General features: G+C 64.4%; 16 protein-coding genes and 2 pseudogenes. 3 read left to right on the top strand and 15 right to left on the bottom strand.

The features are described 5' to 3' along the window. Positions 1-70: 70 nt before the first annotated feature. Both G6N08_RS12635 and G6N08_RS12630 read right to left on the bottom strand, forming a co-directional pair. Complete coding sequence (locus G6N08_RS12635; protein WP_163757773.1) at positions 71-1,078, bottom strand: dihydrodipicolinate synthase family protein; 1,008 nt, start codon at positions 1,076-1,078, stop codon at positions 71-73. A gap of 85 nt (positions 1,079-1,163) precedes the next feature. Next, positions 1,164-1,961, bottom strand: a complete 798-nt coding sequence (locus tag G6N08_RS12630) for an SDR family NAD(P)-dependent oxidoreductase (RefSeq protein WP_163757771.1) — start codon at positions 1,959-1,961, stop codon at positions 1,164-1,166. 178 nt (positions 1,962-2,139) lie between these two features. On the opposite strand from G6N08_RS12630, the gene G6N08_RS12625 reads away from it, so the two are divergent. After that, the gene (locus G6N08_RS12625; protein WP_163760554.1) at positions 2,140-3,003 is read left to right on the top strand and encodes a TetR/AcrR family transcriptional regulator; all 864 of its coding nucleotides are present in this window, start codon (positions 2,140-2,142) and stop codon (positions 3,001-3,003) included. Positions 3,004-3,845: 842 nt separating this feature from the next. Here G6N08_RS12625 and G6N08_RS12620 read toward each other — a convergent pair. The 5 genes and pseudogenes from G6N08_RS12620 to G6N08_RS12600 all read right to left on the bottom strand — a co-directional run bounded on the left by G6N08_RS12620 (position 3,846) and on the right by G6N08_RS12600 (position 10,174). Further along, a complete protein-coding gene (locus tag G6N08_RS12620) occupies positions 3,846-4,604 on the bottom strand; it encodes a DUF5631 domain-containing protein (protein WP_163757769.1) in 759 nt (252 codons plus the stop codon). A 1,454-nt stretch (positions 4,605-6,058) separates the two neighbouring features. Continuing rightward, positions 6,059-6,514 (bottom strand): hypothetical protein, encoded by a 456-nt coding sequence (locus G6N08_RS12615; protein ID WP_163757766.1) that lies wholly within the window; start codon positions 6,512-6,514, stop codon positions 6,059-6,061. A gap of 837 nt (positions 6,515-7,351) precedes the next feature. Next, positions 7,352-7,936 carry a lipoprotein LppJ family protein gene (locus tag G6N08_RS12610; RefSeq protein WP_246216749.1) on the bottom strand — a complete coding sequence of 195 codons (585 nt, stop codon included), beginning with the start codon at positions 7,934-7,936 and terminating at the stop codon, positions 7,352-7,354. Next, a pseudogene (locus tag G6N08_RS12605) lies at positions 7,920-9,878 on the bottom strand (putative alpha/beta hydrolase). The gene G6N08_RS12610 and the pseudogene G6N08_RS12605 overlap by 17 nt, the downstream one beginning before the upstream one ends. After that, on the bottom strand, positions 9,860-10,174 hold the full coding sequence (locus G6N08_RS12600; protein WP_163757764.1) for a DUF2563 family protein: 315 nt from the start codon (positions 10,172-10,174) through the stop codon (positions 9,860-9,862). The pseudogene G6N08_RS12605 and the gene G6N08_RS12600 overlap by 19 nt, the downstream one beginning before the upstream one ends. A 197-nt stretch (positions 10,175-10,371) precedes the next feature. On the opposite strand from G6N08_RS12600, the pseudogene G6N08_RS12595 reads away from it, so the two are divergent. Then, positions 10,372-10,616 (top strand): annotated as a pseudogene (locus G6N08_RS12595) (transposase); the annotation flags it as partial. 255 nt (positions 10,617-10,871) lie between these two features. Here G6N08_RS12595 and G6N08_RS12590 read toward each other — a convergent pair. From G6N08_RS12590 to fabG, 6 genes are all read right to left on the bottom strand, one after another. Further along, positions 10,872-11,831, bottom strand: a complete 960-nt coding sequence (locus G6N08_RS12590; protein ID WP_246216747.1) for a hypothetical protein — start codon at positions 11,829-11,831, stop codon at positions 10,872-10,874. Positions 11,832-12,386: 555 nt separating this feature from the next. Then, positions 12,387-13,100, bottom strand: a complete 714-nt coding sequence (locus G6N08_RS12585) for a GntR family transcriptional regulator (RefSeq protein WP_163757762.1) — start codon at positions 13,098-13,100, stop codon at positions 12,387-12,389. Between the two features lie 2 nt (positions 13,101-13,102). Then, the gene (locus tag G6N08_RS12580; RefSeq protein WP_163757760.1) at positions 13,103-14,296 is read right to left on the bottom strand and encodes an acyl-CoA dehydrogenase family protein; all 1,194 of its coding nucleotides are present in this window, start codon (positions 14,294-14,296) and stop codon (positions 13,103-13,105) included. After that, positions 14,293-15,510, bottom strand: coding sequence for a CoA transferase (locus tag G6N08_RS12575; protein ID WP_163757758.1), 1,218 nt, complete (start codon positions 15,508-15,510; stop codon positions 14,293-14,295). The genes G6N08_RS12580 and G6N08_RS12575 overlap by 4 nt, the downstream gene beginning before the upstream one ends. Further along, complete coding sequence (locus G6N08_RS12570; protein ID WP_163760549.1) at positions 15,507-16,724, bottom strand: acetyl-CoA C-acetyltransferase; 1,218 nt, start codon at positions 16,722-16,724, stop codon at positions 15,507-15,509. Before G6N08_RS12570 ends, G6N08_RS12575 begins: the two co-directional genes overlap by 4 nt. Before the next feature lie 2 nt (positions 16,725-16,726). Continuing rightward, entirely contained in the window at positions 16,727-17,467 is a 741-nt protein-coding gene (fabG, locus tag G6N08_RS12565) for a 3-oxoacyl-ACP reductase FabG (RefSeq protein ID WP_163757755.1), read from the bottom strand. A 166-nt stretch (positions 17,468-17,633) separates the two neighbouring features. Between fabG and G6N08_RS12560 the strand changes: the two genes are divergently transcribed. Next, complete coding sequence (locus G6N08_RS12560) at positions 17,634-18,797, top strand: acyl-CoA dehydrogenase family protein (protein ID WP_163757753.1); 1,164 nt, start codon at positions 17,634-17,636, stop codon at positions 18,795-18,797. A gap of 99 nt (positions 18,798-18,896) precedes the next feature. Here G6N08_RS12560 and G6N08_RS12555 read toward each other — a convergent pair whose 3' ends face one another. After that, complete coding sequence (locus G6N08_RS12555; protein ID WP_163760547.1) at positions 18,897-20,348, bottom strand: adenylate/guanylate cyclase domain-containing protein; 1,452 nt, start codon at positions 20,346-20,348, stop codon at positions 18,897-18,899. A gap of 203 nt (positions 20,349-20,551) precedes the next feature. Next, positions 20,552-21,772, bottom strand: a complete 1,221-nt coding sequence (locus G6N08_RS12550; protein ID WP_163757752.1) for a cytochrome P450 — start codon at positions 21,770-21,772, stop codon at positions 20,552-20,554. Positions 21,773-21,774: the final 2 nt, after the last annotated feature.

Here is a 21,774-nt window from a genome sequence, read left to right as displayed (position 1 = left end):
TCTCGGAACCCGCTAAGAGCAGGCTAAACCCGCCACCGGCGTGATGGTTACCCAGGCCTTCCCGGCCCGGCTAGGCCTCGATGAGCCCGAGGCGGTGATATGCCTGTTTGATCCGATCTCTGGTCGCAGCGGGTAGCTCGGCTTGAGGAGGCCGAGAATGCGGATAGGCACCCACCGGCAGACCAAGTAACGACGCGGCGTATTTGAACGCACCGCCCCAGTGCGTGAAATAGTCGGGCCGAGCGGGATAGCAGGTGAAGCACGACCCCAGGTCGATGTCGAATTGGTCCAGACCCGAATCGCGTCCATAGTCCATGGCCTCAACTAGTTTGTCGCGCAACACCAAATCCCAGTATTCGGTCAGCAAACGCCGCTGCGGGGTTTCGTAAAGGTATCCGGCGGTGCCGAGCTGTGCCGGACAGACTATGCCGGCGCGCAACCATCCGGCGCGATACACCGTTGTGTCACATTCCCAGATCACCAGGCCCGGCGCCATGTCATGCAGGAGACGGCTGCTGGCAGGCCGGAAGGCGCCCTCCTTGGTGGCGCAGACCGCAGGCACCTCGTCGTAGATCCGCGCGCTTTCTTCCGGGGTCAACACATAGCCGGAAGACGGTGAATTGAACATTCCCAGAGCAATGTCGGTACGGTCGGCGATGTACCGGAAAAACCGCAGCACACCCTCGCCGCCGTGTGTTTCCATCATCGGCGTCTGGATGTAGGCGATGTCAGCACCGGCCTGCTGGGCGTGCAGGGTCAACTCCAGGCAGTCCTTGGCCGACATGGCTGCCGTGCAGGCCTGCACCACGACGCCCGGGTTGACCGCGCGTGCTTCCTCGATCGCCACCTCCAGCAGGCGCTTGCGTTCGTCGAGCGTCAATGACCAGAACTCCCCAATCCCACTGGTACACCACAACATCGGGTGCCCCAGATCGCCGACGCAATAGCGCACCAACGTTCGGTAGGCGTCCCAATCGATGTCGTCACCGTCCATACCGCAAAACGGTGTATAGAGCGAGTCACCGATTCCCCGCAGCGCGTTGCGGGCCCACTCACGCGCCTCCCGTGCCGTCGCCACCATCCACTCCTTCCCAAGCCCTGAGGGTCATGTGTCCGTCTGCTTGCCCATGCGGTTGCGGCCGGCAGGGTCGCCGCAGGCGGGGTCACGTGAAATCCGAACCGCCGTCGACGTTGACGTTCGCCCCGGTCATATATGAGTTTCGCCGCGACGCCAGAAACGCGACAACGGGCCCGATTTCGTCTGGTAGTCCCGCCCGGGGCAGATGAGCCGGGTGCCCGAAGTGTTTGGTGATGGCACCCATCAGCTGATAGGGGTCCTCGCCGTCGACGCCGACCGACTTGGCCCAGCCGATCAGCGACTCGGATGCGATGCTGCCCGGCGACACCACATTCACCAGGATCTCGTCCTTGGCGAGCAGCAACGAGAGATTTTTGGAGATGCTGGTCAACGCCGCCTTGGCGGCGGTGTAGGCGGGCAGCACCGTACTTTGCCGCTGCGTCGAGTGCGCCGAGAAGTTGACGATCCGCGCCCACGCCGCCTTGCGCAGCAGCGGCAGTGCCGACCTGACGCAGCGCACCATACCCATCACACCTTCGTCGAAGGCTCGGCGCCACTGGTCATCGGTCAAGTCCTCGAAACTACCCACCACACCGGGCCCAACGGCGTTGATCAGCACGTTGAGTTCGCCGTCCCATCGCTCATGGAGCTCAGCAAACACCCTGTCGACCTGTGCGCCATCGCAGATATCGGCGACAAGTCCGATCGCGTCCGGGCTGCCGCGGCGGACCAACTCGTCGGCGGCGCGGTCGACATCGGACCGGGAGCGGGCGACAATGGCGACTCGGGCACCGTCTTCGGCCAGGCAGCGTGCGGTGGCTAACCCCATGCCGCGTCCGCCGCCGACCACCGCCGCGGTGGCGTTACTCAGTCCAAGATCCATGGTGTGCGCCCAGTTACGCTTCGGCCGGCCCGTGAGCTACCAAAAACCCTACGATAGGCATTACAGTAGCAGAAGCGCGGCGGCGATACGTCTGCGTAGCAGCAGTTCAGGCGGCAGCTGCCGGTACATTCGGTTTCCTGGCCGCGCAACGCGGACTGTATGCGTGGTGTTGATCGTGATGGAGGTGCCCGTAGTGGCAAGGCAGGCTACCGTCGACAAGCGTCAGCGACGCGAACGCGGGTCCATCAATCCCGACGACATTATCAGCGGCGCGTTCGAGCTCGCCGAGCAGGTATCGATAGACAACCTGAGCATGCCGCTGCTCGGTAAACACCTCGGAGTGGGCGTCACCAGCATCTACTGGTACTTCCGCAAGAAGGACGACCTACTCAACGCAATGACGGATCGGGCTTTGCGCAAGTACGTGTTCGACACGCCCTACGTTGAAGCCAGCAACTGGCGCGAGACGCTGCGAAATCACGCCCGATCGATGCGCAAGACGTTTCTGGGCAACCCAATACTGTGTGACCTGATTCTGATTCGTTCCGCGCTCAGCCCGAAAGCCGCCCGGGTGGGAGCGCAGGAGATCGAGAAGGCGATCACCGGCCTGGTAGAAGCGGGGTTGTCGCCGGAAGAAGCTTTCGACACCTATTCGGCGATATCGGTTCATGTCCGGGGATCGGTGGTGCTGCACCGGCTCCAGGAAAAGAACAGGGCAACCGAGAACGGAGCGCGCACATTCGAGGAAGCCATGGTCATCGATCCCCATTCCGCGCCGCTGCTCGCTCAAATGACCGCGAAGGGCCACCACATCGGGGCGGCCGACGAGGCCAATTTCGAATACGGCCTTGAATGCATTCTCGACCATGCGGCCCGGCTCATCGAGCAGAGGACCAAGCACAACAAGCCAGCCGCATCGCAACGTAAGCCGGCCACCGCAACCGGGGCGCAACGTCAAGCACACAAGCCGGCTTCGCGGCCACAACGAAAATCAGCCAATCCGGTCACAGCCCGCGGGCGGGCCAAGTCGGCCCGTTCGTAGCATTTTGCGCACGCAGCGAGACGACGAAACCGGGTTCCGAAATCGCCTTGCCGTTATCGTGTCTTCGGCTCAGGTACGTCAAAGTGTTCGTCTCGCAACCGGAATGCTTCTTTGGTTCCATACTGTGCGCGCGTTTTGATCTCGGTCTCCCCGATACGGAGGCGGGCAGATCGCGGCCGCGGTCGTGGTCGTCGACGATCAAGATCGGTTCGTGGCGCATCGCACACGCCTGAAGGCGGAGCTGCCGGCCTCCAAGATCTCCAGAAGGTTCGCCGCGTTGCGCGCCCAGAGTTGCCGATACTGGCGAGGGGCAAAGTCGATGTGCACGCGCCCCGGTGACGGGGCGTTGTATTACACCACACTCCCAACGCTGCGCCACATCCGGCCTGACAAACAGTTGGCGCAAGTCACCGCGAGCCATTCAGCGATCGTGGATGAACTCGCCTCAACGGTCACACCCAGTGATCTGCTGACCACCATCGTCACCTCCGGCAGCCAGTGCGGGCCAATCTGTTCGTATAACCGAAGCTGCCAGCAGCCGCTCCTCGCGTGGCGCGGGAACGACCACACACGGGTCACCTACGAGCCCCATTTGCAAGCCTCTCCTCGCGCGGCGCGGGAACGACATGGTGCAAACGGCCCAGCCGAAAACTCGAAGGGGCCGTTCGGATCGCTCATCCCACCGAAACATCTGCGGGAACAGGATTCTCGCTGCCGTCGCGATAGGACCGGTTTTCCTGATGCTATGGAGCGGCCACGCGGTGGCCAGCCCGGAAATCGGTGCGCAGCTGCCGAGGAGGCGGATTTGTCGCGTGCTTCGCCGATCACTTCGATCTCACCGGTTATGACCGGGATCCTGCTTGTGTTTTGCTGAGCGCCTGAAACCAGGCCAAGTGGTAGTTCGCGGCGGTCTTGTCGGCCTCGACGAGCGCATTGATCGCTGCCAGCAGCTGCCAATTGCCCACGAGTGCGGCATCGACATTACCCGGATAGGACTCGAGCACCTTCTCCCGGATCTTGCTGAGTTCTTCGTGCAGCAACTCGACTTCTTTGTCGAGCACCCCGGTACCCCGAAAGGCGGCGATCGCCAGGGTGTGGGCCAACCGGGGCAGCCCGTCGCGGTAGTGGGTGGCCCGGTTGAGTTCCCAGCCCAGATCTTCGACTTCGGCGGCCCGACGCGGTCGCGGCGAGGTGGGCACCGGCTCGTCATCCTCGTCGGGCACCTGGTGGATCGGGGAATAGCGTGCGACCACGCTGACCTCACCCAGCAGCGATTCCAGCTCACCGCGGCGGAGTCCCGGTTCGAGCAGCGTGACCACGGCCGGCAGATCAATCCGGGGCGGGATCCAGCCGCTGGCCAGGTCGGTCACCAACACGGTGGCGCCGTCGGGTCGATCCCCGGCCGCCCAGGCCAGCTCCGGTTCCTGGCGCGCCACGAAGTCGACCAGACGCTGCAAACGCGCCCGCGCCGTCACGTCGGCTGACGCCAGACCGGCAACCGCTCCCCCGGCGGTAGCGGCCACCGCCTGGGTGCCGATGCCCGACGACGACGGCGGGGGTGTAGCCGCGGCCGGTTGCCGCACCATTGCGGGTTGGCTCACGCTGGTCTGCCCGGCTGCCGGATGCACCGGTACCGAACCCGGCGCTGACGACGTTGGCGGCGCGGCTGGAGGAACAGGCGGTGTCGGGGCTGCGGGGGTCGGGGGTCGCAGGTCGGCGCCGTAGGCCGGCAGCGGGCCCACCGGCGCGGACGGCGCCGCCGGAGCACTCGATGCGACGGGCGCTGGCGTAACTGGCGGTGCGGGCGGCGGCCCCGGATGTTCCACCGGCGCAGGCGTTTCAACCACCGGCGCGTGCGCGGGTGTTCCCGCACCTGCCATCGGCACCGTCGGCGCCGAAGGCGGCACCTGCGATACCGGCGCATCTATCGGACTTGACGGTGGCACCGCGCCCGCAGCCGCCGAGAGCGGTGTAGCCGACTGCAGCCCAGCGTTGAAACCCTGCATCAGGCCAGCCGGGGTCACACCTTGTGCGGGGCCGCTCGGCGAAGCAAGCGGAGCACTCGAGAGTGGCGGTGTTGGAGCACCCGGCAGCGACGGCACTCCAGCCCCCGGCATCGACGGCGCACTGGAGGCAGGCAACCCCGGGGTCGAGACCGAGGGAGCGCTAGGGGCGTGTGCGGAACCCGGCGCTGGCGCGGGAAGCGTTCCGGAACCTGTAGGGGGTCCTGCTGGCCTGAAGCCGGCGGGAGCGCCCATCGAACCAGACCCAGCGGGAGCTGCCGACGGTGGGGCGGGCGGTGCTGCTGGCCTGAACCCGACAGGAGCACCCATTGCGCCAGAACCAGCGGGAGCCGGTGGAGTTTCTGGCGGTGCGGCAGGTGGCTCTGCCGTGGAGTTGACGCCTGATGTTATGCCCATCGTCGAGCCGGGCAGCTTGTTTAGCATGCCTCGTACCTGATCCCCCAAGGCCTCTTGATCGTCGGACTGTCGGTACATCTGGCTGAGATTGGCACCGTGGGCTTGGGCGAACTCACGAGCCGACTGCCCGCTTCCCTGCGAGTCCAGGATCGACTGCACTGAGCCGAGTACGTTGTCGCCGTATTTCGCCGCGGCGAGGTTGGCCAATGCTCGATACTGATTTATTGTGGCGACAATTTGTGTCACCTTGATTTCCTCGGGCTCTTTGGAGTTTCGAATATCGTTGAGTTCTTTGTTGCCTTCCTCGGCTAAACTCGCCAGTTCCTGCCGAAGGGTCTCCATGCTATCGTAGGCGGTGCTACACGCGTTTTTATAGATGCCGAATTTCTCGGCCAGCTGCCGGTCTTGCTCGGCACCTTGACGGTAGGATTGACGGATGTCATCGGCAGTCCTACCCTGCTGTTCGTCCTCGGACAGTGGAGCCGCGATAGCTTGCAGGAGTTGGTTTTCACGATCGTAATAATTGGCTTCGAGAGCCCCCCAATGAGCTATACCATCACAAAGAGCAGCCATTGCCGGGTCAGTCGGCCATTTATCACCGACAAGAATAAAGGACCATTCACCCGGTGGAAAGCTCACTTGCACAACCCTTGGATCGTTGATGTCGCATCGTCACCAGCACGCAGCGTCGGCTCTAATTCGGGATTACCCTGTCCATTCAGGTAGTCGATGGTAAGTTCCTGAAAAACATTGACGAGCTTTCGAACTGCCGTCGCCAGATCCCGCGGCGTCGCCGGCTGATCAGCAAGTGTAGTCGTGAGGTAGACGCTGCCGGCAAGAAGCGCCTGTTCCACGGAAACCGTGACAGCGAATTGCTGCATGGGGTCGGCTCCCTGATCTCGGGCGAAATTCCGGCGAACGGCCTGATGGACTTTTTCAAACGCGGCGCACACCTTCGACTTCGCGTCAGCGACTTGCCGGTCGGTGTAAGTGGGCGGGGGCGAGGCGGTGGAAGCCTTGTTGTTTGGCAGGGGCCGGAACCAGGCGCCGATCGCGATGCCGGCTATTACCGCCAGCGCAGTGATGAGCAAGATGCGCGTCAGCCACTGTGATGGCCGCCTCGGCGTTGGCCGCGCTGTCGGCGGCCACGGCGGAGAGGCTGTGGGCGGCCCCGGAGGCGGCGGGGGAGACAACTGCGGCATGGGCTTTATCGTATTGCTGCCTCGCTATCACGGTAGTCACCATGCAAGCGCGGCTCCGCAACTTATTGACGCCAGTAAATTAGCTGCTCTTGTTAACCTGCGCGATGTCGTCCGTTGCGAGCGCTTCTATGCGGCTGATCCTCGGAAACTCGCCATACCGGACTGCGACAATCCACTCGACAAACCCGGCCGCAGTCAGTTCCGCTTTGGCGTAACCAGGTTGGGTGAAATCGAGGATCGCGGCCAGCGGTCGCTAGGACGTCACGGGGCTTCTCTTGCTGGACCGCTTCATTGATCGCCGCTGTTAGCGTGCGATTCCGGCCTTCCCAGGCGGCCAGTATCTTCGCGTTGTCCGCGTCGGCGCCCTGATTTGCCGCCAGCAAAAGCGCTTTAGTTGCTCGGTGCGCGACGCGCCAAAAGCAGAGGGCAGCGGTGTAGGTTCGATGGTCGGCGGGCGATTGTGCAGCGCGGGCCACCCGCAGCGCCACCTCAGGCGCTCCAGGCAGGGCCGCGTGTCGCGGGTTCGGGAACCAGTCCGTGCATCCGTGGCAAAAAGTGGCAAAAAGTGTTGTGCAGCAAGTAGATCACACGTATCTGCACAACCAGCGCAGTCGGTGCCTGCTTGTCGAAGCCAGTTGACAAGTGGTTATCGTCGTGGCTGGGCGAAAATCAGCGAGCACCCACCCGGGCCGTCGATAGGGCAGGCCGCCGCGATCCCACCGGCAATCAACGGTCACGTAATTGGTCGGTGATCTCGAAGCCCAGCATTGTGCCGTCACGGCGATGGTTGGTCATGTTGCGGCATTCACCGGAGACCCGGATAGCCCCCCTACCACTGGTCGGGTCCTGGGTCGCGACCGCCACCACCCCGTCTTTGTGGATGACCCTTCCGTATGAGTGCCAGCCGGGTGGGGGCCCGTCACTCCAGCCGTGGGCGACCATTGTCGCGGCGAGCTTTTCGAAATAGGCGTTGGGCTCGACCTCGGTGGGGTAACCCTTGGCGTCGTCCATAGGCCACTTGAAGCTCATCTCCACTAGTCCCCGATAGGGCGGATCGCCTTGGTCATTGCACGACTCCCAGCGGAAACCTCCTGAGACGTCCTGCAGGTCGGCGTCTTTCACGATGTGCTTTGCGGGCTCGATGACCTGGGCCATGGCTTGTTGATCCGACATCGGGTTTGCTGGGTGGTCGATGTCGTGGCGGTTGGGGAACATCAGCGCACATCCTCCCATCATGAGCGGCACGGCCAACACCGCCAACACCGGCAGCGCAGACCAGCAGCGGCCCCGACGGTCACCGCGGAGATTCATCTGTGCGGTATGCGTGATCATCGTGGATGGTATCCGGTGGGCGGTTGGCTTCCGGGTCGATGAAGGCCGGTATGCCCGGTATTCGGAGGGGGCCGATGTGCGGTTGGCGCCTGCCCTCTGCGAGCATGCCGTCGGTTGCCAGTCGATCGGGATGGCCGCTGGCGACGTCGGTGATGCTGCGCAGCGCCTCGCTGCCCCGTACGTAGTAGTGCGAATGGTCGTGTTCGTTGAGAGACCCATGGCCGGGCACTTCAGCGTGGAATCGGATCGAGCCGAATCCGCTGCCGGCCGGATCGAAGCCCAACCCGGCGGCTGCCGGGACGGGGATGTGGTGTTCCCTGAGGTAGTCCTTGAGCATCTCGCGCGGCACGCCGTCGGAATTGCCGATCCAGCTGATCGGGTCGCTGGACGCCGAGCCCACGTAGACGTGTCCGCCACCGAGGTGGAAATCGGCGGCGCTATGGGCCAGATCGGTGCCGGGACACCCGAGCAACACCGCGTCGTTGGCGCGCATGCCGCTGTGAGCGAACGCGTCGGCGACGGTCGTGGCCCCATAGGAGTGCCCGATGACCGTGATGTGCTCGGGGGCCAGCCCGTTGTGGGTAACCGCCAGAGCGTTGACATCTCCGGCCAGCAGATCGCCCCCTTGCCGGGCCAGCCATGGCTGGCTGACCCGAATGTCGGTGAATCCATCGGGTGCGTCATATCCCATCCACGCCATGACCGAGGTGTAGCGATGATCGGGATCGGCCGCCAGGGACTGGTCATACAGGTTGATCGCATCATCGTGCCCGACCAGCCAACCCTGCGCCACGCTGCTTCCGGTACCGGGCACAATCACCGCGGTATTTCGTGCCCAATCCGGATTACCGATTGCGATCGCGGCCTTGCCCTGACCTTTAAAGGCCAACGGGTCATAAGCCCACAGCATGACGGGCCTGGGGTTTTTGGGGTCGGGTCCTCTGTCGTACTTCAGTCCGTCACGCGTTCTCACCGCGTTTTGATACCGGGTGATGTCCGTGGCCGAGAGCCCGTAGAGTGCCGGACTGCGCACCACCTCCTCCGGAGACACCCCGTGCCCCTTAGCTACATCCAAAACCCGGTTGAGATCATCGTTCATCACCGCCTGGTTGACCATGTCGCGGACGGCGGCGTCAATACCATTGAGGTTGCCCAACTCTGGCGGGTGTTGGGTAATCAGCTGATCCTTTTGCTGCTGGCTGAGCGAATCCCACCACTTTTTGACATCTTCAGCGCTGGTATCCGGGGGCGGAATCGGGATCGCCGGTTGTTCCGGTTTCGGCGGGGAAAGCGGCGCGTCGAGGCCCTGGACCAGCGCCGGGTCATACCCATCGGTGCGCAGCTTGGCCTGCGCCTTCTGCAACGCGGCGGCGTAACCGTCGCGGACGTGCTCGACCCGCTGCAGGGTTGCGGCGGTGTCATCGATGGCTTGCTATTCGAGCTCGGTGATGTGTTGATCGAGGACGGATTTTTCCAGCCCGGACAGGTGCCCGTTTCTTTCCAGTTCGAGGGCTTCGCCGAGCTCGTCATCGATCTGCTGCAGCTCGTTCTCGAGCGAGGCGATCTGCGCGCCTGCGAAGCGCTGCGCCTCGGCCAGAGCGGCCGCGACGGTTTCCAGATCGACGGCGATCTCGGGCAATTGGGAAGCCTGCACACCCAACGATGCGGTGGCCCGCCGCACCCCGGGGGAGTCGTTGATGGGATGCTCGCCGGTCTCCCGATTCCAGGCCTTCTCGAAACACTCCCGTGCTTGACCGAAGGCGCTCTTAGCCTCTTTTGTGGATTCACCGGCGTCATAAAATGCTTGCGCCAGATCGGAAATCTCCGCCGGCCGGCCACTTTGGAGGCTTTGGTTGACCCTCCACGGATCACCACCGGCGAACATGACCAGCAGGCCCTTGCTTATGTGCCGAAGCTGCACCGCACCACCACCAACGTCACGGCGCTGCGCTCTTCCATCACGGTGAACGACGACACCGCCTGATCCGCTTCGCCCCCAACGTCACCGAGGACCTCTTGGTGGGCCCGCAAGGTTTTGACGTGGTCGGGACGAGCGACGCTTGGGCCGTCGTAAGCTGCCTCAGCGACTGCGAACGAGCCGAGCAGGGTCGAGTCCAACGACACCCGCGACAGGTGACTCGCACCCTGATAGACGTGCTGTGCGCCGCAGCGCCAATCGGTCCCCCCACACCGCAGCAACCCGGCGTCACCGGCCATCACCGACCCCTTCCCGAGCTGCCAGGTAAAGCTACCACCGCAGCCATAGCGGTCAAATCACTTCCGTCGGGCACCCGGCACGCCGGCAAAGGCGCACTACCCCGCGGCAGAGCCGCCCACCACCGTCACCGTCCCACGGCAGGATCGCCAAAAACGCCAAGTACGCGCGATCGGCCGCGATGAGGCGAACCTGGCGGTTGCACGCCGAGTGCACCAAAGCGCGTCGGGGACGAATGATCAGCATCCACCCCCATGAAGCCGCCCTGCAACACGCCAAAGCCCGCCAACGCGATCCGGCCTGGCAGGCCGATTACCGGTCCTACCGGCCAGAGGTAGCACGCAAAATCAGCCACCTCACTCGGCCCATCCCCGGGGCGGGCGAAAAGCCCGCTGCCGCGGACACCAACGCATCCTGACCGACATCCTGACCCGAGCCAGCGCCCCGGTGACGTGGATGGTTAGGGCACAGACCATCGGGGCCTCAAGGTGATCCGGGCGGGCCGGCCACTTCGTCGGCTGTCGTCGATGGCACACGTGTCGCCGCCGGCAGCGACGATCAACGCCGCGGTGGTGATGTCTCGCAGGTGCACGGTCGCAGCTCACCGCCGCCACCCAGTAGTGAACATCGGCCCTGCAGCCAGGAAGCTGCCGCCCACCGGCTCGAGACCCCGCGGATGGAGTCTCGGCCACAAAAGCATCACCGGGTTTGATCAGCCCCGTCGTCTTCAGAGCCGTGTTCGGGCAAAAGGATGCGCCGACTGGCGACCGGCTTACCCTCCACGCGCTTTGTCACTTCGGGTGTAGCTGGGGGCGTGATGATCCGCCCCTGCACCGGACCACCGTTTTTCACCGTCGGCGGGACCACCCGTTTGGTGTCAGGTTTGACGTCGCTGCCTGGCCCACCGCCGTGCACCGCGCCCGGCGGCACCATCGGCATCGCGCCCATCCCACCCCTCGGGCCGGCCGTCGGCTCGGGTGTGGTGGGCGGCACCGGCGGTGTGCTCGGCGCGGACATCGGCACGGTTGCGGCCGACGGTGCCGGCGGCGGCCCAAGCATTGCGGCCGGTGCGGTGTCCGCCAAACCAGCCGCGCCAGTGCCAGCAGCACCGAGCCCTCCCTCACCAGCGCCGAGTGCGCCCTCGGCGCCCAGCAGCTCAGCGGGTATGCCCTCAGCAGCCGCAGCCCCACCGCCCGCGCTCTGCTGGAGGGCACCCATGCCCGCCTGCAGGGCCTGCTGGCCCACCTGGGCGGCCTGCTGCGGAATCTGGGCGAGTGGGTTAATCAAACCGCCGATAGCGCCAGCAACCGACTGGGCGACCCCGGTGGCCATCTGCGGCAACTGCTGGGCCATCTGCAGCATCTGATTAGGGTCACTGCCAACGGCGGACAGCTTGGCGGCTGACTCCTCCTCATTGGCCGGAAACTTTGTGAGCGCGTCACCGACCTTCAGCTCGCGATCCGCATACCCGGCCTGTGCTGCGGTGTTGTCCGCAGGGACGCTCGTGTTGGCAGCCAAGGGAACCAACCCCAACAAAGCATCCATCGGCGAGGCCGGTGGCGGCACCGGGGCCGGACTAATCGGCGGCGGGGGCGTGTTCGCCGCGCCACCCTGCACATATCCGGGAATGTCGGCCTTAAGCACATCGCGTGGTGCCATCGCATCCTCCCGCCCGATGTTCGCGGCCCAGCGCCTGGAACCAGCCTATGATAGTCCGCTTCCGGCCTTTACACCCTTCACCAATACATGGCCATCATGAGCAGCCGTGACTTCTCTATCACACTGGCCCGATGCCCCGTGAAAAGTGTTGCGGCACTTGCCGCGAAGCTGGATCTGCCCCCATTCACGGTTGGGGCTGGTCGGGCAGCGCGGTATCGATGTCCGCGATGACACCATCTTTGTGGATGAATCGGCAATCTGCGTGCCAATCCCACATCGTTGTACCCCTTTTCCACCTGGCGCTAAGGGCACAACCGGACGCTCGCCGGTCAATTCAGCTTTTTCGTCGCCGCAGGCGGCAGTTGGCCATCGAACAACCACACCCCGCGGACACGTCTCGAAACTCCTCCCCGAGCGTTTCGCCTACACGTCGGGCCCAGGAAACCTGGTATGCATAAGCGGTGCTCGGCCACCAGAACTGCGGCCTCAGAGACTTGCTGGCCCCGACGTTCTGGGCACCCTTACCGACCCGCTGAGGGCGGCAGGATAAGTCAATCAGTTCTGTCGACGGCCCCGTCGCCGGGATGTCACGCCACTCCCCTGCTCGACAACGCCCCGCTCGATGAGGTGCTCGATCAACGGCACCGCGCCGGCGGACAGGTGATCCGACATGGCATGGCGGGCGAGCTTGTCATCGTGTTTTTCCAGCGCAGCCAGCACCCGCCGATGGTGCTTCATCGACTGCCCCGGCCAGCCCGCAATGCTCGGGAACACCGATTCCGGTGCGTAGCGGGTGATCTGCGACATCATTTGCGCAAGTTTGGGCGAGTCGGCAGCCACGTTGATGGCGCGATGGAATTCGTGGTTGAGCCGCACCGCACCTTGGTCGTCGCCACGGGCATAGGCGTCCTCCAGTGCGACCTGGATCGCCTTAAGATCGCGTAATTGCTCTTCACCGATGTTAATTGCGGCCCTGGCCGCCAGTTCACCACCGACATAAGCCTGGACGTTGGCGACGTCGGTGAGATCTCGGGCAGTCACCGGCAGCACCACAAATCCCCGCCGGGGCTGCTGCGCGAGTAATCCTTCGGCGCGCAGTTCAAAAAGCGCTTCGCGTACCGGTGTGACACTGATACCCAATTCGGCGGCCAATTGGTCCAGCCGAACATACTCACCTGCGGTATAGGTGCCGTCGAAGATCCGCTGGCGAACGAAGCGCGCCACATCCTCGGAAAGCTGGGGCCGGGCAGCGAATTCCGGAACCATCATGGTCACATCCGGTACTCGGCAAGCAGCCGCTTGCTGATGATGGACTTCTGGATTTCGCTGGTTCCCTCGCCGATGAGCAGAAACGGTGCGTCGCGCATCAACCGCTCGATCTCGTACTCCTTGGAGTAACCGTAGCCGCCGTGGATGCGAAAGCTCTGCTGGGTGACCTCCGAACAGAACTCGCTTGCCAAGTATTTGGCCATGCCCGCCGCCAGGTCGTTGCGCTCCCCCGAATCTTTTAGCCGGGCGGCGTTGACCATCATCAGGTGCGCGGCCTCGATCTTGGTTGCCATCTCGGCCAGCTGGAACGCGATGGCCTGATGCTCGGCGATCGGCTTGCCGAACGTGCGGCGTTGCTGAGCATAACGCACGGCCAGTTCGAAAGCGCGGATCCCGACACCGCACGCTCTCGCCGCAACGTTGACCCGCCCGACTTCGATGCCGTCCATCATGTGGAAGAACCCCTGCCCGGGCGTGCCGCCCAGGATGTCCTCACCGCTCGCGCGGTAGCCGTCGAAAACCAGCTCTGTGGTGTCGACGCCTTTGTAACCCAGTTTGTCGATCTTGCCCGGGATCACCAGTCCCGGAGCCACTTCACCGTAACCAGTTGGCTTTTCAACGAGGAAAGTGGTCAGGTTGCGATGCGGGCTCTCCGCGCCCTCATCCGTTCGCACCAATACCGCGATCAATGTCGAGCTGGCGCCGTTGGTCAGCCACATCTTCTGCCCGTCAATCGTGTAGCTGCCATCAGGATTGCGTTGGGCACGGGTGCGGATCGCGGCGACATCTGAGCCCAGCTCCGGTTCTGACATGGAAAACGCGCCGCGGGTCTCCCCCGTTGCCATCCGCGGCAAAAACCGCTGCTTTTGCGCGTCGGTGCCGTGCCGGAGCAACATGTAGGCAACGATGAAGTGGGTGTTGATCACCCCGGAGATGCTCATCCAGCCGCGGGCGAGTTCCTCGACGCAGAGCGCGTAGGTCAGCAGCGACTCGCCCAGCCCGCCATACTCCTGCGGGATCATCAGCCCGAACAAACCCATGCCGCGCATCCGCTCGACGATGTCTTGAGGATAGGTGTCGGTACGCTCGAGTTCGGCCGCGTTAGGGATGATCTCTTTCTCGACGAATTGCCGCACCGTCGAAAGGATCTCAGTCTGAAAATCGGTAAGGCCAAGCGTCTGCGCGAGTTTGGTCATTGGTCGGCTTCCCTTCTCCCGGGGGCACAGTCGATCGTCTTTGCTTCTGCCAGACGCGCGATGTCGGCTGCGCTCAACCCCAGATGCTCGGCCAAGATCGCCGCGGTGTCCTGGCCCAGCGCGGGCGCGGCCCGGCTCGCCGGGTGCACGCCATCGAAGGCGGCAGGCATGCCGGGGGCCAGATACTCGCCGATACCTTCCTGGTGCAGCCGAGTAAACACTGGATTCGACGTCACCCGTTGCTCCGCAACGACTTCGCCGAAAGTCCGATAGCGCTCGAACAGCACCGTGGTGGTCGACAGCGCTGCGCTGATCTCCTCGGCGGTGTGCTCGGCGAACCAGGGGGTGAACAGACCGGTCAGCACATCGCGGTATCGGTACCGGTCCCCTTCCTCGTTGAAGTCTGCGCCCAAGGCTTCGGCAAGCGCTGTGATAGTCGCCCCGGTGCCGGTGACCTGGACCAGTTCGCGAAAATGCCTGCCCGTCAACGTGACGACCATGAATGCGACGCCGTCGCGACTGGTGAAATCCTGGCCGTACTGGCCGTAAATGGCATTGCCGAGGCGCTGCCGTTCGGTGCCGGATACCTGAGGCTCGGTCAAAAGCCCCAGGTTTCCGGCGGTGGCCAGCGCCACGTCTTCCAAAGCCACGCTGATGCGCGCACCTTTCCCGGTCTGGTCACGACGGCGGATGGCGGCCACGACGGCCAGGGCGGCATAAAGGCCGCAACACACGTCCCAGGCGGGCAACACATGGTTGATCGGACCGGCGTGGGTTGCCGGGCCGGTAACGAGCGGATACCCGATCCCGGCGTTGACGGTGTAATCGACGGCTGTAGACCCATCGCCGCGGCCGAGCAATTGCACGTGGATCACATCGGGACGCAGCCCGGCAAGCTGCTCGTGGGACAGCCAGGACAAGCCGGTGTTGGTCACCACGATACCGTCGCCGTCGACGATCAGCCGCTGCACCAACTGTTGGCCCTCCGGCGATCGTAAATCGATTGTCGCCGACCGTTTTCCCTTGTTCAGACCGGTCCAGTAAATCGACCTGCCGCTTTTTGCCAGCGGCCAGCGGTGGATATCGGATGCCCCGCCGATCGGGTCCACCCGGATCACCTCAGCCCCAAGCTGGCTCAAGGTCATCCCGCATAACGGTGCGGCGACGAAGCTGGACACCTCGACAATCCTGACTCCGGTCAACGGCATGCTCATTCGGCGGTGACCCGCTCAAACACGGCGGCAAGCCCCTGTCCCCCGCCGATGCACATGGTCTCCAGCCCGTAGCGGGCTTGGCGGCGATGCAGTTCGCGCGCCAGCGTCGCCAGCATCCTGGCCCCGGTCGCACCCACCGGGTGTCCCAGCGAAATCCCCGAGCCGTGCACGTTGGTTCGTTCCCGGTCGGCGGCGGTGAACTTCCACTCTCGCATCACCGCCAACACTTGGGCGGCAAAAGCTTCGTTCAATTCGATCAGGTCGATATCACTTAGCCGCAGACCGGCTTTGGCCAGCGCCGCCTCGGTGGCAGGCACCGGTCCGATCCCCATGATGCCGGGCGGCACGCCGGCGACAGCCCATGACACCAGCCGCACCAGCGGCGTCAACCCGAGTTCAGCGGCTTTCTCCGGTGTTGTCACCACACACATGGCAGCGGCGTCGTTTTGCCCGCTGGCATTGCCCGCGGTGACGGTTGCTTCCGGATCGTCATCGAGCAGAACGGGTTTGAGCTTGCCCAGTGATTCCAGCGAGGTATCAGCACGAGGGTGCTCATCGGTATCGATGAGTTGCTCGCCCGCGCGGGTCCGTACCGCAACCGGGATGATCTCCTCGGCGAATATACCGTTCTGCTGCGCGGCGACTGCACGCCGGTGTGACGTCACCGCAATCTCGTCCTGCTCGACCCGCGAGATTCCGTATTGGCGGCGCAGGTTCTCGGCGGTTTCCAACATCCCGCCCGGCACCGGGTGGTGGCGTCCACCCGCGGTGGTGCGGCCCCGAACCAGACCGTCGTGCACCCGGATTCCGGTGCGGGCACCACCCCAGCGCATGTCGGTGGAATAGAAGACGACGTTGCTCATGCTCTCGGTTCCGCCGGCGACGACGAGATCGGCGTCGCCGCTGGCGACTTGAAGGCACGCGTGAATCACCGCCTGCAACCCGGACCCGCAGCGGCGGTCGATCTGCATACCCGGCACCGTCACTGGCAGGCCGGCATCCAACGCGACTACCCGTCCGATCGCCGGCGCCTCACTGCTGGGATAGCAGTGACCGAGGATGACGTCTTCGACCGATTCGGGTGGGATTCCGGTTCGCTCGAGCAACCCCTGCAAGGCGGCGACACCGAGGTCGACAGCGCTCTGCGCCTTGAACATCCCGCCGTAGCGACCGATGGGGGTCCGCACGGGTTCGCAGATCACGGTTTGGCGGATCCTCACATGAATCGCCCCCCGGTGACCTCGATCACCGTGCCGGTCATGTACGAGGACATGTCGGAAGCCAAAAACAGCGCGACGCTGGCGACCTCGCTGGGCTCACCGGCCCGACCCATCGGAACCTCCGCAACCTTCTCGTCCCAAATACGTTGCGGCATAGCTTCGGTCATCGCTGAGCGGATCAAGCCGGGCGCAATCGCATTCACTCGCACGCCGACATGGGCGAGCTCCTTGGCGGCAGCCTTGGTCATGCCTACGATGCCGGCTTTGGCCGCCGAATAGTTGGTCTGCCCGACCAGGCCGACCTTGCCCGACAGCGACGACATGTTCACGATCGCGCCACGCTTGTTCTCCCGCATGATCGCCGCCGCCTTCCGAGTGCCATTCCAGGTTCCTTTCAGGTGCACGGCGATGACTTCGTCGAATTGTTCCTCGGTCATCTTGCGCATCGTCGCGTCACGGGTGATGCCGGCATTGTTGACCATGATGTCCAGACCGCCGAAGCGCTCGAGGGCAGTTCCCACCAGGGCGTCGACGTCGGAGGCGAGTGTCACATCGCAGCGCACGGCGGCAGCGACATCGTCGCCAAGCTGTTTCGCCGCGGTCTTGGCCGCGTCGAGGTTCACATCGCCGAGCACCACTCGTGCCCCCTCGGCGATGAACCGTTCCGATATTGCGAACCCCAGCCCTTGCGCACCGCCGGTGACCACCGCGGTTCGGTCGGCCAGTAACGACACCACATCACCACCCTCACATCGCTGGACAGGAGCCGGCCACACAGGGCCGACAGACGGCCAACATCATATTTCATATAGGATCTGCCCACCGCCGCGGGCGCGCCCAGCGCAATGCTCTGCCCGCGGTGGCAAGACGCGCGCACCACCGGCCGAAAAGGAGCATTTGTCGATGAGCGAAGTCAGCGACGAGGATTTCCAGGAGATCTTGGCGCAGACCCGCCGTTTCGTGCGCAGCGCCGTGGTCCCGCGCGAGCAGGAGATCATGGCCCACGACAACGTGCCCACCGACCTGCGCGACCAAGCCAAGCGGATGGGCCTGTTCGGGTACGCGATACCGCAAAAGTGGGGTGGTCTGGGTCTGAACCTGATCCAAGAGGTCGAACTGGCGATGGAGTTGGGATACACCTCGCTGGCGCTGCGGTCGATGTTCGGCACCAACAACGGCATCGCTGGCCAGGTGCTCGTCGGGTTCGGCACCGATAACCAGAAGAGCCGCTGGTTGGGGCCGATGGCGGCCGGCGACGTCGTCGCCTCGTTCGCGCTCACCGAGCCGGGTGCGGGGTCGAACCCGGCCGGACTGCGCACGAAAGCGGTTCGCGACGGTGATGATTGGGTGATCTCCGGGCAGAAACGATTCATTACCAACGCGCCCGTCGCCGATTTGTTCGTGGTCTTCGCGCGTACCCGGCCCGCCGACGAGCACGGCCCGGGGATCGCGGTGTTCCTGGTGCCCGCGGACACCGCCGGGGTCGCGGTCGGCCCCAAGGACGCCAAGATGGGGCAGGAAGGAGCCTGGACCGCCGACGTCAGCTTTACCGACGTGCGCGTGGGGGCCGATGCCCTGGTCGGCGGTAGCGAAGACATCGGCTATCGGGCGGCGATGACCTCGCTCGCGCGCGGACGTATCCATATCGCCGCCGCTGCGGTGGGAACCGCGCAGCGCGCACTCGACGAATCGGTGGCATACGCGGCCACTGCCACGCAGGGCGGCACACCGATCGGCAACTTCCAATTGGTGCAGGCGATGATCGCCGACCAGCAGACCGGGGTGCTGGCCGGGCGCGCACTCGTCCGCGACACCGCCCGCCAATGGGAGCATAATCAGGATCGCCGCATCGCCCCGTCGGTGGCTAAGCTGTTCTGCACCGAAATGGCTAACAAAGTCGCCGATCTGGCCGTGCAGATTCACGGCGGCAGCGGTTATATGCGCGAGGTTCCCGTGGAACGCATTTACCGGGATGTGCGGCTGTTGCGGCTCTACGAGGGGACCAGCGAAATTCAGCGCCTGATCATCGGGTCGAATCTGGTCAAGGCAGCCCAACGCCGGCAGTAACCATCGCATTGGCCGCCCATTGCCGTATTGCGGCTGTAGTGCGCCAGTGGTCATCCGGCCGGGCAGTCTGGTGCCGGGCTGGTTGCGAGAGCGCCTCTTTCAGGCCGACGTGCCCGTCGGTACGAAAACGTGTGTGGGTGTGGTGCGTCCACGCAGGACCGTGTCGCCGCGCGAGGCCCAGTGTTGGCGTTCGGCCTGGTCGGCACGATCAATGGCGGCTGCCGAACACACAACCCTTCCTGCGAAGGTCTTCGCCACATCAGCCAGCCGCGCAGCCTCGTTGACAGCATCGCCGATCACCGTGTATTCGTAGCGATTCTCCGCACCGATGTTTCCGGCGAAGACGGATCCGGCTGAGACGCCTATCCCGAAGTCCACGAGCGGCAGCTGGCGCAGCTGGTCGCGCAGAAGACGTGCGGTCGCCAACGCCGCGGACGCGGCTCCGGGGACGCTGAGCGGTGCCCCGAAAACGGCCAGTACAGCATCACCTTGGAACTTGTTGATCAACCCGTGTCGCCGGTCAACAGCGTGGACAACGATCTGGAAAAAGTTGTTGAGCACCTGAGCCACCTCTTGCGGTGGCCGGTTCGCAGCAAGGTTGGTCGAGCCCACCAAGTCAATGAAAAGGATCGCGGCTTCTCGGACGTCTCCAGAGAGCGATACACCCTCCTGCAGGGCACGGCGAGCCACATCAGCTCCGACGTGGCGACCGAACAAGTCCCGTAGCCGCTCACGTTCGGCGATGCCGGCGACCATGCGATTGAATCCGCTTTGCAGCCGACCGATTTCCGAGCGTTCGTAGACGGCGACGGAGGTGCTGGTTCGGCCGCGTTCAACCGCTGCCATCGCCTCGATGACCTCGTGGATCGGATCCGAAATCGACCGGGACGTCAGGATCATCACCGGCAGCCCCAGAAGCACCGCCGCAAGCGACACCACCACAATCGCAATCTCCACGGCCGCGGTCTTTTCGAGGATCCAGCCGTTGGCTTTGATGAACATGAGACTGGCGATCGCACCGCACGGAAGTGCGCTGCAGAGGAGCCACATCAGCACCAGGCGCGCCAGCACGCCCGGCACCATCACAATGCCTTCTGAATCCCGCGCAGCGACGGCCAGGATCGCCCGCAGGGGGCGCTGGGTGAGCAACAGGCTGGTGCTCACCGCGGCAGCGGCACCGAACGCCACACCCAGCAGAGCCGGGACCGCAACAGCGGACCCCGCATCACGATTCAGCAGGATGAAGGCCATGCCGCTGGCCGCCCACGTCATAACCAGGATCAGCGACTGCCGGCCAGCCAGCTTCGTTGCCGTACGGCGTTGTTGGGGATCCGGCTCCTGCCCAAGACTAAACCAGCGCAGCGCCGGAGCGAGATTGAGAACGCCGCCGACCCAGACGGCTACTCCGCCCAGCACGACCAGGACGACGATGGTGAGCAGGTTCTTTCCGGCGAAAAAATCATGTACTGGCCGGCCCGTGTGGCCGTTGAGCGGGATCAAGATAACCGCGGCCGCGATCAGGCCAGACACGTGGGCGCAGGTGAGCCCCATCGCGTAGTGAACCAACAACCGGCGAGCAGCCGCCCGAGAGCCTCTGACGGGCCGGACCGCCGCGCTATACCGTCGGCCGACCCGAAACCCGCGACGCCACCGCGGCTTGGTCACGGGAACACGCTAACCGAGTGTGCGAGCTGGACCTCCCGAATTCCCGCCCCCCGTTGCGGGCTGTCGGCGACAGAGGCGGGCGCGAGGGGTTACTTGGCCGACGACGAGCCGAAAAGCACCGGCAGCGAAGTCGGTGACCTAAACACCTGGCCCCGGATGTGCGGGTCGTCGCCGTCGGGATCAAGGCGCAGGCCGGGCAGCCGGTCGAAGAGCAGATTGAGCGCAACGCGCATCTCGAGGCGCGCCAGATGCATTCCGAGGCAGATATGCACCCCGTGACCGAACCCTATGTGGGCCTTTGCCGGGCGGAAGATGTCGAAGCGGTCCGGATCCGGGTAGCGATCTTCTTGCCGGTTGGCCGCACCCAGCACCGGCATGACCGCCGAGCCGGCCGGGATCGGCACCCCGGCTAGCTCGGTGTCCCGGGTGGCCACCCGGGTGATGGTGAGCAGCGGCGGCTCCCAGCGGATCGCCTCTTCGATCGCTTGGGGAATGAGCGACCGATCGCTCCGGACCGCGTCGAGCTGATCGGGGTTGGACAGCAGCCCGAACAACAGGTTCCCCAGCGACCGGTAGGTGGTTTCGACACCGGCGGGAAGCAGCAGCCGCAGGAAGGAGAAAATCTCCTCGTCGGACAGCTTCTCACCGTCGATCTCAGCCTGCGCGAGCCCACTGATCAGATCGTCACGCGGCTGTTCGCGCCGAGCAGCCAGGATCGGGATGAAGTACTCCCGCAACGCCTCTGACGCGGCCAGTCCCCGCTCACGGTTGAACAGAATGCTCAACAGCGCAACCGACCAGCGCTGAAACTGCGGGTAGTCCTCGCGTGGCAAACCGAGCAGGCCGGCGATGATCTGAGTGGGGTACGGGAAGGTGAATTCGCTTCTCAGATCGGCGCGCCCCCGGTGGGCGAACCGGTCGATCAGCTGGTTAGCCACCTGCCCGATGAGCTCGTGCTCCCAACGGGCCAAAGCCTTTTGTGAAAAGGCCTTGGAAACCAGTGCGCGGTGGCGCCCGTGCTCGGGTTCGTCCATCCCGAGCATGACGTGTTTGCCCAGCGCGTCCCCGAATGCGTCGATGACGATCGCGGAGGAGAACGTCTGGTTGTCCCGCAGCATCTGCTGGACCTCTTCGTGGCGGTAGACCATGAAGACGGGCTTGGACTCTTCGTGCGGCATGGTCGAGGTGTCCAGGCGTTGCACGGGTTGTTCCCGCCGCATCGCGGCGAGCCCGCTATAGGGGTCCCGGACATCACCGGACACCACATCGTCGAACTTGCCGAAGTCCTCAAGATCGTCAAACAGGTCCACTC

Source organism: Mycobacterium botniense, from assembly GCF_010723305.1.
Classification (GTDB): Bacteria; Actinomycetota; Actinomycetes; order Mycobacteriales; family Mycobacteriaceae; genus Mycobacterium; species Mycobacterium botniense.
The sequence above is the reverse complement of the archived record's forward strand: the minus strand, read 5'-3'. Positions and strand labels throughout refer to the sequence as shown.

What these genes read in the sequence shown, in the direction of transcription:
- G6N08_RS12560 (WP_163757753.1), top strand. Translation starts at nt 17,634, where the DNA reads ATGAGCGAAGTCAGCGACGAGGATTTCCAGGAGATCTTGGCGCAGACC.
- G6N08_RS12580 (WP_163757760.1), bottom strand. Translation starts at nt 14,296, where the DNA reads ATGACCAAACTCGCGCAGACGCTTGGCCTTACCGATTTTCAGACTGAG.
- G6N08_RS12585 (WP_163757762.1), bottom strand. Translation starts at nt 13,100, where the DNA reads ATGATGGTTCCGGAATTCGCTGCCCGGCCCCAGCTTTCCGAGGATGTG.
- G6N08_RS12610 (WP_246216749.1), bottom strand. Translation starts at nt 7,936, where the DNA reads ATGAATCTCCGCGGTGACCGTCGGGGCCGCTGCTGGTCTGCGCTGCCG.
- G6N08_RS12575 (WP_163757758.1), bottom strand. Translation starts at nt 15,510, where the DNA reads ATGAGCATGCCGTTGACCGGAGTCAGGATTGTCGAGGTGTCCAGCTTC.
- G6N08_RS12630 (WP_163757771.1), bottom strand. Translation starts at nt 1,961, where the DNA reads ATGGATCTTGGACTGAGTAACGCCACCGCGGCGGTGGTCGGCGGCGGA.
- G6N08_RS12555 (WP_163760547.1), bottom strand. Translation starts at nt 20,348, where the DNA reads ATGGGGCTCACCTGCGCCCACGTGTCTGGCCTGATCGCGGCCGCGGTT.
- G6N08_RS12590 (WP_246216747.1), bottom strand. Translation starts at nt 11,831, where the DNA reads ATGGCACCACGCGATGTGCTTAAGGCCGACATTCCCGGATATGTGCAG.
- G6N08_RS12625 (WP_163760554.1), top strand. Translation starts at nt 2,140, where the DNA reads ATGGAGGTGCCCGTAGTGGCAAGGCAGGCTACCGTCGACAAGCGTCAG.
- G6N08_RS12600 (WP_163757764.1), bottom strand. Translation starts at nt 10,174, where the DNA reads ATGGCCGGTGACGCCGGGTTGCTGCGGTGTGGGGGGACCGATTGGCGC.